The following is a 13,401-nucleotide window of genomic DNA, read 5'->3' on the forward strand; positions in this document are numbered from 1 at the left end:
GATAAATTCGCTTCACGTACTTCATCCAATTTCCTACACAGCATCAGGATCTACCCCCAACTCCCGCAACCTCGCCGCCAACCTTTCAGCTTTCTGCAATTGAGCTTGTTCTGCCTTAATTAACCCTTCCACCAATGGCGGATCTAAAATTTCATTGACTGATAATCTCAGATTGGGAAATACTACAGATTCCATTTCATCACCCGGCAAGAAATCTGTATACGTGTAACCATCTTCACCTTCAATCAATGCAAAAAGCCGGATTTTTTGCTTGCCAGTTTTAGGGTCAACAATGCAATATTCTGGCACATTCGCTAATTCGTACTCTCCGCGTTTGATTACGTAATCTTCGCGGCGATTTTCGCTGACTACTTCTACCACTAACAGCGGCTTTTCATCAAATTCGAGGATACCTGCACCGGGTCTAGCAGCAGCTTGTTCCAAAAGACTTTGAGTGCAGACAACTACATCGGGAATCCGAGATTTATCTTCATCTGTTCTCACTCCCAAACCAGTTTTTACTACTAAGTCGAGATTGTGTTCAGCTAGGTAACGCTGCAATTGGTAAACTAAATATTCGCAAATTTTGATGTGTAAAACTGTTGCTGTTGGCATCGGGATTAATTTGCCTTTGTACAGTTCATATTTTACATCAGATTCTCCTTGATAAAATCGGTATTCTTCAAAAGTTAAGGTCGGCGAAGTATCGAGCTGTTTTTCTTCTGCTACTGGCACAATAGATTGAGACATATATTTTTACCTATCTCGATAGTTTTCTATTATACTCAATTTTGATTTGAACACTCAAGGCATTGAGTACGAAAAGCTCGATCGCCCTTATTGACAATCAAGCAATTTGATCCGGTTAAATATTTAGTTCAGTTCACCATTTGGGCGATCGCCTCAACAAGGCTGTAGCTGCCTCACTATCGAGAGGTTTAGAGAAAAAGTACCCTTGACCGTACTCGCAGCCGATCGCCCGCATTTGAGCCAATTGGACGGCGGTTTCGACACCTTCTGCCACTACCTCCATCCCCAAACTGCGCGCCAGCATGACGATCGCCCGCACGATTTCCAAATTTTCGCCCATTTCCCCGATGCGACTGACAAAAGAGCGATCGACCTTCAAAATATTAATCGGGAACTTGTGCAAATAACTCAGAGATGAATAACCAGTACCGAAATCATCAATACACAGCCCGATCCCCAAGTCTCTCAACTGCGAAAGCATCGCCGCCGCCGCTTCCCCATCTTCCATCACCACACTCTCAGTAATCTCCAACTTCAAACAGCGAGCATCAACACCCGTTTTCAGCAAAACTTGCTTAATTTGCTCGATCGAATCAGTTGCCGAAAACTGTCTCCCGGAAAGATTTACTGCTACTGTCAGACGCGAATTTCCCACAGGTAAATTCAAACTTTGCCACTGAATAATTTGGTGGCAGCTTTCATTCAAAACCCACAAACCCAAAGGCATAATTAAGCCTGTTTCCTCAGCCATCGCAATAAATTCCATCGGGGAAACCAAACCCCTTTCCGGGTGCAGCCAGCGCACCAGCGCCTCAAATCCAATAACTGAACCGCTTTTTAAACAAACGATCGGCTGATAATAAACAGTAAAAGGACATTCCAATTTAAGAGGAGTAGCCAATTGTGATTTCAGACGCTCCCGCAGGCGATCTATTTCGGATAAAGGAGAGTTTTCCCCCACCAGCCCACCTCCGAAATTCACAATTGAATATGTCAAATTCAGTTCTTCAACCGACTCCCGCAAATCGTGTTCCAAGTGCATCAAAGCCACAGCCTGAGCGTGCATCGCACTGGTAAACACTTCGTAGCGAGCTTTACCGAGAGCTTTTGCCCGGTACATCGCAATATCAGCATCGCGCAAAATATCTCCAGGTAACTGATATTTGTCGGTACTCAAAGCAATGCCGATACTAGCAGTAATTAAAACTTTATGACCTTCCAAATAGAGCGGTCGTTCGATCGCCTTAAGAATTCCCTTTGCTTGGGTGATGGCTTCATCAACACCTTGAATTTCTTCCAGCAAAATCACAAACTCATCTCCCCCCAGACGAGCCGCCGTATCCCCAGGCCGCAAACAAGTCAAGAGACGGCGGGCCACAGCCACCAACAGCCGATCGCCAGTCCCGTGCCCCTGGCTGTCATTAATCACCTTAAACCTGTCCAAATCCAGAAACAGCACCGCAAACTGATAGCTCGGATGCCGTTTGACGCGGGCAAAAGCTTGCCCCAACCTGTCAGTCAACAAAGCGCGGTTCGGCAACTCTGTCAGCGCGTCGTGAAAAGCATCGTGCAACAATTGGTCTTCAGCCACCTTGCGCTCAGTCACGTCGTGACAGTTGACGACAATTCCCCGCACCGAAGGTTCCGCGAGCAAATTCGTCGCCACCGCTTCCAAAACGCACCAGAAACCGTCCTTGTGCCGCACTCGGTATTCCGCCAATCCTATGCCAACTTTCGGCATTTCCATGACACCTTGGAAAACTTGAGCCACCATCGGCAATTCGTCAGGGTGAATCAAATCAAATACAGAGCGGCCGAGCACTTCCGCCGTCGGGTAGCCCAAAATCCGCTCGGCGGAAGGAGAGACATAGCGGCAAAAGCCTTTCTCATCCAGAATTACAATAATGTCTCTAGCATTTTCAATCAGCGATCGAAAACGCTTCTCGCTTTGTCGCAGTTCTTGTTCCGTGCGCTTGCGATCGGTAATGTCGGTATTCATGTAAATCAGACCGACAATTTTCCCGGTGGGGTCTTTAATAGCATCGGCCCGCAGCAGCACTTGCACAATTTCGCCACTTTTTGTGCGGTTGGTAACTTCACCAGACCAAGAATAGCCTAGGGCGATCGTGTCCAGTACCTCCGTAGCGACGGCGGAGTCTGCAAAAACTGTCGGTATACCTCCAGCGAGTTTCAATTCCTCTGCGGTGTCCCATTCAAATAGCTGAGAAAACGCTTGATTTTGATAAATGTGAGTGCCGTTGGCATCACTCATGCCGATCGCGTCGCTCGAACTTTCCACCGCCTTGCGAGTCAGCACCAAAGCTTCTTCTGCCCGCTTGCGTTCGGTAATGTCAATCCCTACCAGACAAGCGGCGTTCCCCCGATCGTACTTTTGAGCCACAATCAAATAATGTCCCGCCGACTGTCCGCCCTCATTTTTCACCTTAGCACTGAGTTCTTTAATCGCTTCCGTAGCGTCGCCGGCAAAAAACTCCACCACAAAAGAATGAAAATCCTCGCTCGCGCCCAGAAAACCGATATCTTGACCGACAAAAGCCGACGGCGGCAAACCGTGCAGTTTGGCTAAGTGCTGGTTAACCCCCAAATAGCGAAAATCCGAGCTAATCCAAGACACTGTTCCCGGAACTGCTTCCAAAATCGTTTGCAGTTGGTCGTTAGCTTGCTGCAAAGCTTCCTGTACTTCTATGCGTTCCGACAAGTCCGACTGAACGCCTACGAAGTGAGTCAATTTACCGCTGTCGTCTCGCAGGGGATATAGAGACAATTTGCTCCAAAAAGGAGTGCCGTCTTTGCGATAATTTTTGATTGTTGTCTGGATTTCTCGACCTTGGCGCAAGGCTTCGCGGATCTTAGCTACCGTAGTGCGATCCGTATCGGAACCTTGCAAAAATCGGCAGTTGCGCCCCAACACTTCATCGGCGCAGTAACCCGTGATCCGCTCAAAGGCAGGATTGCAATAAAGTATGGGACAGTCTGGTGCAATGGCATCAGCAATGATAATAGCGTTGCTAGTAACTGCCAAAGCTCGATCGCGCAGCCACAGAGGATCTGAGGCCGTATGGCGATCGCCGACATCCCCGACTTCATCTAAATTAGAAATTGACTGGTTCTCCCGATCTCCCATCAGCCGAACTTTCAAGCAAACCTTTACAATTTCCGAGTTGTTTCTTACTTTAGCGTTTTTCTGGGTGTCCGCCACGTAAATTGTATCTTGGCGTTAAAATACGCAGGATTTCACCCAGCGTTGTTCGCTGTATTTTCTACTATTGGTGTTGCGCCTTTAAAAAAAAGCACATTTTCGCGAACGCAGCAAATAACCCTGAATTCCTCCCCCCTCATGCCCTCAGACCCTCACTCCTTCTCCCCCTTTTCTCTTCTCTCCTTCTCCCCGCGCTCCGGCTATCACAATCCGCAGCAGTTTATTTAACATTAGTTGCAGCTTGAGAACTCGGCGGCGCAATATTAATTAACGGCAAAGTTCCGCCTCCTCCCATTACTGTCGGAAACTGGCCGTTCCACTTTTCAATCGCTTGCTGCTGCAAAATTTCTGAAGTTAAAGTTTGCCGCTGCAAGCGTTGAGCTTCGGCTTGCCCCTTAGCGCGGTTAATTTGGGCTTGAGCATCTTGGGTTGCTTTTTTAACTGTAAATTCTGCTTGTTTGGCTTCTTGTTCTGCTATCTGTTTGGCTTCGATGGCCTTGCTAAATTCTGGCGAAAAGCCAAAATTTATTAACGAAACATCTCTGACGATGACACCGTAAGGTTCCAAACGCTTTTTGAGGCTGTTGTCGATTTCTGTTTTTAGTTCCGTCCGTTTAGTGATAATTTCTTCGGCTGTTTTTTTAGAAGTTGCTGCTTTGAGAACTTCCGAAATTGCCGGGCTCAGAATGCTGGTAACAATTTGTTCTTCGTCTCCCACTTGTTGGAAAACTTGATTAACTTTGGCAGGGTCAACATTCCAGTTAACTGCCAAATCTGTAGTAATGCTTTGCAAATCTTTGGAGGCTGCATCTGCTTTCAAATCAGTTTTTTGTACCCGTACGCTGAGAGTTTTTACAGAGGTGAATATCGGTAAAATCGGGTGGATGCCTTCATCTAAAATCGCGTCTTGAACTTTGCCGAAGCGCATCATTACGCCCCGTTCCCCTGGGCCGACGATGGTAAAAGGTTTTAAAATTAAGGCGGCGATGATGAAGACGATGCCACCGACGATGTAGAGAGCTAGGTTGTACTTAACACTTTGCACGGTTTTCATAGGTTAATTCAGCTAGGTTGTTTTACTGGATGTTAGTTTTCTCTTCGCTATCTAAGATGATAACTTTATATTAATGATGCAACAACTCATAAATTCATTTATTTGATTCATAAAAGTCCTAGGAATTTTCCGATCGGAGAGCCTCTAAAATGCAAAAGCATAATATTTCCGTTAGCTTAATGTTGTGATATTAATTATGGGACTTGTGCCAGGTTGAATTTATTGATAAATAAATGTTTCAATATCTTGACAATGGTGATGATTTTAGATCCAGAATTGAATAGATAGCTCGATCGCCCTTTAGCAAGCTATCAAAGGGCGCTGGAAGCTCAAAAGCTTTTGAGAAAGCTCAAAAATCCGGCTCGAACAGGTAATTTTTGTGAAGATCGGACTCTATTTGTAGAATGGGTCTGGGCCCGCCTTACTCAAGCCTTGCGGGTATAAAAAAGACTCCGTATATCAGTAGTGAATTTATAGCGACCAAGGATCAAAATCCGAGATGAAAAATGGCAGAAAATAAGTTAAACTTAGATGAGAACGGTTGAATCAAGATATCTAATGTGGCAGCGACACCCTTGGCCCGAAACAATTGAAGAGGCGATCGCCATTCAAGAACACCTCCGGCCATTGGTAATTACCGAAAATCAACTTGAGACAGTTCGGTATGTCGCAGGCGTAGATGTCGGCTACAACAGTGCAGACAGCGTATCGCTAGCCGCTGTCACAGTTCTGAGCTTTCCCGACTTGCAATTGCAGCAGCAGTCTGTGGTTCGCAGTCCTACAGCTTTTCCTTACATTCCCGGTTTCCTGTCTTTTCGAGAAGTGCCTGCAGTCCTGGACGCTTTAGAAAATATCAGTTTGAAACCAGATTTGATATTGTGCGATGGTCAAGGACTCGCTCACCCCCGCAGGTTCGGTCTTGCCTGCCATTTGGGAGTTTTGACGGGAATTGCGACGATCGGAGTTGCCAAAACTCGATTTATTGGAGAACATTCAGAAGTAGGACTCGAACGGGGCAGTTGGCAGCCCTTGCTGGAGGATGGATCGATCGTAGGGGCAGCGCTGAGGACGCAAACAGGGGTAAAACCGATTTATGTATCGATCGGTCACAGAATAAACTTGATAAGTGCGATCGAGTACGTCCTGCGCTGCACCCCAAGATATCGCTTGCCTGAAACAACTCGATCGGCCGATCGACTAACAGCGGAATAACTGACAAGCCCGGAAGGACTAGGTGAATTTTCGCATTTCTAGCATTTTCGATTGGGGATTTGACTTGCAGCGCCGTGAATCACCGGAGATTGAACTCTTGTCTAAAATTTCGATCTCGACCGGGGTGAAGTCGGAAAGCAAGTATCGATTTTTGGGTGGGAACACAAAAAAAGAAAAGTAAAAAGACCAAAAAAGTATCCGTCTTTAGACTTGAAATTTTTGAAGTGTCGCCCCCTTGTCGAAAAATCCTCTGAGTTTACCGCCAATAGGCTTTCGGTTCCATCCTTCTAGCGAACTAAAGAATGACTATACCTGAGAAAGAGGTATAAAAGTTGAGGAATTTATAGAATGATTGAAAGACGGTAAACTGCTTAAACATGGGCGGCTCTAATTACAGTGCCCGGGCGTGAACTATTTTTAGTTCACATTTGTAAATTACAAAACAGTCATTCTGCGACTTAAACCAACAGTTTAAATTCGCGCGATGGTGTTTGATAATTTACCGTCTGATATCTCACCACTGACTGGAAATACCAATTACAGTGGGAGGCGAAGGCGCGATCGAGCTAAAAAATCAGAAAAAACACAAGGAGACAGTCATGGCTGAGAAAAGCAAACGCGGATTCGCTTCTATGGATGCCGAAAAACAGCGCGCAATTGCTAGCAAAGGTGGAAAAGCTGCACACGCGAAAGGAACAGCCCACGAATTTACTTCGGAAGAAGCCAGACAAGCTGGTCAAAAAGGTGGTGAAGCTGTCAGTAGAAATCGGGAACACATGGCTCAAATTGGTCGAGAAGGTGGTAAGAAAAGCCGCAAGAGCGAAAGTTAATTCTCTTAAACCTTTGGCTGCAACGAAACGAGCAAACGCTCGCGTTTGAGGAAGTAGGGCGATCGAATTCCCGCAATCAGCGAGTTTGATCGCCACATCAAAAAATCGCAAACAGCGCCCCGCTTGACAACTGCAAAAACCCCGCAGCCATTAGTGATTAGCAAGCAATCGCCGGCAAATCAATAACAAAGCGCAAGTCGGGTGCAGAATTTTTCAGGAAAAAAAAGCTTGCAAACTGCGCGATTCGATTTCTCAAACAAAGCCGATAGGAATACGAAAAGCCCCAAAGTAGGGGCTTTTTTGTTGAAGTTAACAAAATATTTTTTCACATCAAGTCCGATCTATTACCATAACAAAAACCGTACTACGAACCTTACTAATTGCGGTTAATCTGCCGAAAATGATATCAGAGGTATAGCTTGGGCGATCACCCTTGTGACGTCAGAAACCCGGTTTCTTTGCAGACATTCTGATTACAAAACCCAAAACTCGTCGTAGAAACCTGGCTTTTATGCCCGATCGCGCAAGCCCAAAAACAAGCCGAAGTCTTGATATAAATAGGTAAAATATTTTATATGTTCAGGGAACAATAAAATTATGATAAACCAGCTAACTTTAACATGGATAGAGGCTGGGGTGCGTCAAACTCACACGATTCAACACGGACAGCCGAGCAAAAATCCGGGAACCGTAAGACTGGGGCGCGATCGGGCAAAATGCGATCTAGTATTGGACGATCGCAGCGTATCGGGACTCCACATCGAAATATTTTTTGATCGAGAATTGCAAGAATATGCAGTGCGGAATTTGCGCCCCACCAATCCCCCGCTGGTAGACGGAAAAATTCTCGCCTCCGGCGAAGCAACATTGAGATCCGACAGCCGGATCCATTTAGGCCAAGTGCAAATCGATGTGGTATCTGCGCCTGCGGTACAAGTAGCCGCGCCGCAGACAGTTTTACTCGGCCCGGCGGTTCCAAGTTCTTCCCCGCCGACAGGGCCTTCAAAATATGGTTTGCAGTGTCCCAAGTGCAGCCGCGTTTCGCCTTACGCGCAGTTGAGTGCGGGGTGTCCGTGGTGCGGTACTTCTCTGGCTGCGGCGATGAGTGTGGTGCTTTCTCCTTGATGATTTTTGATTTTTGATTGTAGCTAGATTTTTAATTTTTGATTTGAGACAGAGGCTAGGGCGATCGCCGATGCTAGGATCTGGTACATCTGTGCTTTGCATTTGAGGTGCGATCGCTCTCAAAAAAACATCCTTTTTGCCATGTCCCAGATGCTCTCGCTAAAATCCTAGCGTTTCCCCCAGCTCATTTTCCCTTCAAAATCTCGCGGGTAAAGTGAACCGAAGCCGCCCACACTTAAATATATCCGCGCATTTACCTGACTCATACCAATTTTCCAAATTAATGCAACAGTATATGTAGGATGTGGATACATCGACAATCTCTAAAAAAAAGTGACAATCTAATAGCGACGCACCTTAATACATTGGGTGAACTAAACAACCCTCCGTTTCACTGCGTCCAACAATTTTATTGTTGCAACATTTTTTATAAATGGTATAAACCCGGTTTCTAGGGAAATGTCGGGCCCAGCAACCAGAATATTTCTAGACGGACGGGGGGTCATAAACCGGTTTTTTTTTTACCAAAAAGCGCGTTTTCACCCCGAGTAAGGGCAAAAAACCAGGTTTCTTTGGTTTTAATGCGTAATTCCTGCATAAGTCTACCGAACTGCGTAGTTTCTAACTCCCCGTGCGCCTAAAAATACTAAAGTTTGTGATATCAGCTCTCATCTCAAATCAATTCCGGTTGCACTCATACATGATGTTAACTGTTAACGGTTAACAGTCAACAGTCAACAGTCAAGAGTGAATTTACTATTCCGATGAAGAGAGGATTTGATATCAAACCATAACCCTCAAATTCAAAAATATTTGGTCAAAGAAAGCTCAAAGCCGACGGCTAATGTTTAAAAAATCATCATAATGAATCCTCAACCCTTGCGCCTGCGACTGACTTGGAAAGACACAACTACCGGGGATTGTCACTCTCCGATACTCGACTTGCCGATCGCCTTGGGACGAATTTTTGAAGCTATGCCCGCCACAATCAACGGGAAACGAGTTTCTCGAATTGCCCTCAGCAGCAGTCAAATTTCTCGCTTTCACGGAGTCATTGCCACCGAAGGCGACAGTATCGTAATTACTGACATCGGCAGCCGCAACGGTACTTTTGTCAACGGTACCCGCCAAAACCGGTGCGTGCTGGCCAACGGCGATATGCTGCAAATCGGGCCCTACGCGATCGGCATTTCCTTTGCTGTGAATTCCGCAGAAATCCACTCTGTCAATTCTCACATTTTCTTTAACCCGCAGACCAATCGGCCAGACCCGTCGATCGCGCCGCCAATGGTTTCGCCACATCCTCAAACAGCTACTAGCGGAGAATTTCCGCCGATCGCATTTTTGCAGGCGAATCAAATAACCGTGCGATCGCTCCAATCGATGGGACTCCCTCTAGTCGAAGTTGATTGGGCCGCCGTTGGGGGCGGCTTGGGCAGCTTTATTTGGGTGGATTTGCTGAGAATTTGCGGCGTGAAAGTCGATCGAATTGCGGTTTTGGGCATGGAAGAGCAGCCTTACGCTCGCTACCGCCGGTTATGCCTAAATTCTCAAATTCCGCTGCAGGAAAGGCTGCGATCGAATTCTGACGCTTGCCCAGACAACATTTGGGGCTGGCCTCCCTATGCTTTGCGGGAAGCTTGGCAGGAATTGCTCAAAGGGCGGTTGATTGTATCGCTGAAGTTGATGTGGCGGGTGTTTGCCGAACCGACTTTTGCCGAAACTTATACGCCTCGCGCCGGAAATGTGTTTGATGCGATTGACAGGGAAACTCTGCGAATTGGGTGGAGTCAGATGTTTCGCTACGGGAGAGTGCGGGCCATTCGCAAAACAGATGACGGCAGGTACGCGATCGCTTATTCTCGATCGAATGCCAACCAACGAGATCGTGCTTTTTTGATCGCGAAATACGTACACTTAGCCACCGGCTATCCCGCGATTCAATTTTTGCCAGACTTGCAGGAATACCGCGAAAAAACCCAGGATTTTGAGTCGGTTGTCAACGCTTACGAAAGTCACGACGGCGTTTACGAAAAATTGGAGGCGAGGGGCGGCAGCGTGTTAATTCGAGGGCGGGGAATTGTAGCTTCGCGGGTGGTGCAGCGAATTTACGAAGCGCGGCAGCGCAACCACAACATTCAAGTATTGCATTTGATGCGATCGGCCAAACCCCAAGGCAACAAATTTAACCTCGCCGTGCGACAAGTCGAAAATCACTACGAATTTCAACCTTTCAACTGGCCCAAAGCCTCCTGGGGCGGGGAATTGCGAGTAATGTTAGAAAAAGCTCAACCAGAATTGCGCCCGCAGTTGCTCGCAGACTGGGGCGGCACCACTACAGCCAACCGCAGCGACTGGCGGCGGATAGTCAAAGAGGGTTTAAGTCAAGGATGGTATCAAATTACCTTCGGCGAAGTCGAGCGAGTCGAGCGCGACAGTCAAAACCGCACAGTGACGTACATTCAGGAAAAAGAACTCAAGGGGCAAATTAAGTTAGAAGCTGATTTTATTATTGACGCTACGGGTTTGGACGCTAAGGTAAAAACCAGTCCCCTGTTAAACGATTTGGTAGCTCAATACAATCTTCCCCTCAACAATTTAGGGCGACTGAGCGTTAACAACGATTTTGAAGTGCCCGAATTGCGAAACACTTCTGCTAGCAACCCAGAAGGCCGGGTGTACACAGCCGGCGCGATTACTTTGGGGGGGCCTTACGCGCCGGTAGACAGCTTTTTGGGCTTGCAATACGCCGCCCTGCGTTCCGTTGAAAGTCTCGCGGTTGACAGAGTTCCGGGTGTCGGCAAATTGAGCGTTTGGCGATCGTTCCTACAATGGTTAAAGTGGATTTTAAATAAATCTCCAGGATAATTTGAAAAAGAAGTTCGGCCACGGATTTTTTAACGGATTTAACGGATTTAAAAAAGCTTCGTCTTCAATCTATAATTCAACCCACATTCCGCACTTCAAAATGTAATATGTAATTATTACACCTGTTTGGTAGTTTGGCAAACACCAAAACAGAAAAAGCTAAATATTTATACGCAAACAAAACAAATAAAACGTCAAATAACTCAGAATTTTCGTATTACTTGGTATACTACAAGTTGACGTGCGGAATGTGGGATTCAAAATTCAAAATCCAGCATCGAATAATCTTCGCCTTCAATCTAAAATCTAAAACCCAAAATCTAAAATCGAATGACCCCCACCTTATTCGGCCGCTGGCAAACCCGGTTACTACTATTTGCAACCGTAGGCGTTTTAGTAACACTGCCCTTTTTTATGGGTTTAATGACAACCAAATCCGGCTCAATCTTTTTCTTGATTTTAGGCTATCTAGCAATTTTTGGTCTCGGCTGGGATGCCTTATATATCTATATCCAGCAGTTTCGCTGGGATCGAGATTGGCCCGGCGTATTTCAATTGCTTGCCGGGATTTGGGAAGCGCTTTTTGTGTTATTTTTAATCAAGATTATTGGTTTGCCGGGAATACCTGCCCAAGATTTTGACTTGGGAGCTTTTGCACTGCATTATAGTTTAGTGTGGCTGGCTATTTATCTGGCATCCCAAACACTAATGCGGATTTTTTTTCCCTACTGGCGTTTTCGAGGCGGCCAGTGGTTTTAAGCATAGATTTTAGTTGCGTATTTTTGTAATTTGAAGTAAAACCGCAGATATCAGGCAGATAAACACAGATAAACACAGATAAACGCAGATGCTTTTCCATATCAGGCAGAATTTGGTAGCGCATACCGGCAAGGAAAAGTCTATTTTGGGTCAGCCGAAGGTACACGCTCAACTGAATTTATAGTAATACGAAATCAGGGTTTGAGACACTGTTGATTTTTGAGTCGGCGCAGGCCGACTTTGTGTGTATAGTAGCGGTTTCAACCGCCCAGCGATAAAAGGGATAACAAAGCCGGATTTATAGTAAGCTTTTTATTAAATAAATGGGATGATTTAATGCACTCTCTTCCTTGTATATTTTCGTTTTTTTCCGGTTCGGGATTCCTTGACCTCGGTTTTGACTTGAGCGGCTTTAATGTAGTGTATGTCAATGAAATTTTCCCACCTTTTATGCAAGCATACCGCTACTCTCGCCAGTGTCTGAATTTGCCGCTACCAGAATACGGATACTGCGAAGCAGAGGAAGCAGATGTGACTCGACTTATAGAGGGAAAACCAGCACTTCACTTGCGAGAATTGATGCAGGATGCCCGCAAGCATCACGATATTATTGGATTTATTGCTGGGCCACCTTGTCCTGATTTTTCTATTGGTGGCAAAAACCGAGGTGGGGAAGGAGATAAAGGTCAACTTTCAGCTTCGTACATTGAATTAATTTGTCAGCAGCAGCCGGATTTCTTTTTGTTTGAAAATGTCAAAGGTTTGTGGAGAACTAAAAAACATAAGGCTTTTTACGACGAACTCAAGCTTAAGTTGGCTGATTCTGGATATGTTTTTGTGGAAAGGTTAATAAATGCGATCGAATACGGTGTCCCGCAAGATAGAGACAGAATTATTTTAATCGGTTTCCAAAAAGATATTGTTAAAAATATGGGTATTTATTTAGATAAAAATAGCCCGATGTTGCCTGAAAATTTATTTCCTTGGTCGAATCAGATATTATATCCAAAATCTGAAGTTTTTGCTTGTCCTTGGCCTGAAATAAATGCCTTTGTCGGTGATAGTTTTTTGCCTTGCCCTGATGGGATTCCCAAAGATTTAACAGTACAGTTTTGGTTGCAAAAAAATGATGTTGCCAACCATCCTAATGCCCAACACTATTTTCAACCAAGAGCGGGAATTAAAAGATTTGCTGCTGTCGATGAGGGAGATGATTCTAAAAAATCTTACAAGCGTTTGCACCGGTGGCGTTATTCGCCTACTGCTTGTTACGGCAATAACGAAGTTCACTTGCACCCATACAAAATACGCAGGCTTTCGGTTGCTGAAACACTGGCTATTCAGTCGCTGCCAAAAGAGTTTGCGCTACCAGAAAATATGACCTTAACTAATATGTTTAAAACGGTGGGGAATGGAGTTCCTTACTTAGCTTCCCAAGGAATTGCTAAAACAATTTTACATTTTTTATATTCCAAATAAATAGATAGTCGCTTATCAAAATGATCCTCGCTAATTCGGTTTGTAGTGAAAACTTTAGTCCTCAGAAAAAGAGAGGACTAAAGTTTTCCCTACAAACGGTAAAT

At 45.5% G+C, this 13,401-nt stretch carries 9 protein-coding genes; 6 read left to right on the top strand and 3 right to left on the bottom strand.

Annotated elements, in window-relative coordinates:
- Positions 1-33 precede the first annotated feature (33 nt).
- The 3 genes from QUA01_RS12315 to QUA01_RS12325 form a co-directional block, all read right to left on the bottom strand.
- Positions 34-750 (bottom strand): Uma2 family endonuclease, encoded by a 717-nt coding sequence (locus QUA01_RS12315; protein ID WP_333086842.1) that lies wholly within the window; start codon positions 748-750, stop codon positions 34-36.
- A gap of 133 nt (positions 751-883) precedes the next feature.
- Positions 884-3,895: an EAL domain-containing protein gene (locus QUA01_RS12320; protein WP_333086843.1), complete on the bottom strand. Its 3,012-nt coding sequence runs from the start codon at positions 3,893-3,895 to the stop codon at positions 884-886.
- Between the two features lie 295 nt (positions 3,896-4,190).
- Positions 4,191-5,024, bottom strand: coding sequence for a prohibitin family protein (locus QUA01_RS12325; RefSeq protein ID WP_333086844.1), 834 nt, complete (start codon positions 5,022-5,024; stop codon positions 4,191-4,193).
- A gap of 558 nt (positions 5,025-5,582) precedes the next feature.
- Between QUA01_RS12325 and nfi the strand changes: the two genes are divergently transcribed.
- From nfi to QUA01_RS12355, 6 genes are all read left to right on the top strand, one after another.
- Entirely contained in the window at positions 5,583-6,236 is a 654-nt protein-coding gene (nfi, locus tag QUA01_RS12330; RefSeq protein WP_333086845.1) for a deoxyribonuclease V, read from the top strand.
- Between the two features lie 542 nt (positions 6,237-6,778).
- Positions 6,779-7,066 carry a KGG domain-containing protein gene (locus tag QUA01_RS12335; protein ID WP_333086846.1) on the top strand — a complete coding sequence of 96 codons (288 nt, stop codon included), beginning with the start codon at positions 6,779-6,781 and terminating at the stop codon, positions 7,064-7,066.
- A 597-nt stretch (positions 7,067-7,663) separates the two neighbouring features.
- Positions 7,664-8,191 carry an FHA domain-containing protein gene (locus QUA01_RS12340; protein ID WP_333086847.1) on the top strand — a complete coding sequence of 176 codons (528 nt, stop codon included), beginning with the start codon at positions 7,664-7,666 and terminating at the stop codon, positions 8,189-8,191.
- 864 nt (positions 8,192-9,055) lie between these two features.
- Positions 9,056-11,059 carry an FHA domain-containing protein gene (locus tag QUA01_RS12345; protein WP_333086848.1) on the top strand — a complete coding sequence of 668 codons (2,004 nt, stop codon included), beginning with the start codon at positions 9,056-9,058 and terminating at the stop codon, positions 11,057-11,059.
- A 330-nt stretch (positions 11,060-11,389) separates the two neighbouring features.
- The gene (locus tag QUA01_RS12350) at positions 11,390-11,818 is read left to right on the top strand and encodes a hypothetical protein (protein ID WP_194013005.1); all 429 of its coding nucleotides are present in this window, start codon (positions 11,390-11,392) and stop codon (positions 11,816-11,818) included.
- Between the two features lie 336 nt (positions 11,819-12,154).
- A complete protein-coding gene (locus tag QUA01_RS12355; protein WP_333086849.1) occupies positions 12,155-13,297 on the top strand; it encodes a DNA cytosine methyltransferase in 1,143 nt (380 codons plus the stop codon).
- Positions 13,298-13,401 lie beyond the last annotated feature (104 nt).

The sequence above is a fragment of the Microcoleus sp. S36a_B3 genome (assembly GCF_036700745.1).
Lineage (GTDB): Bacteria > Cyanobacteriota > Cyanobacteriia > Cyanobacteriales > Microcoleaceae > Microcoleus.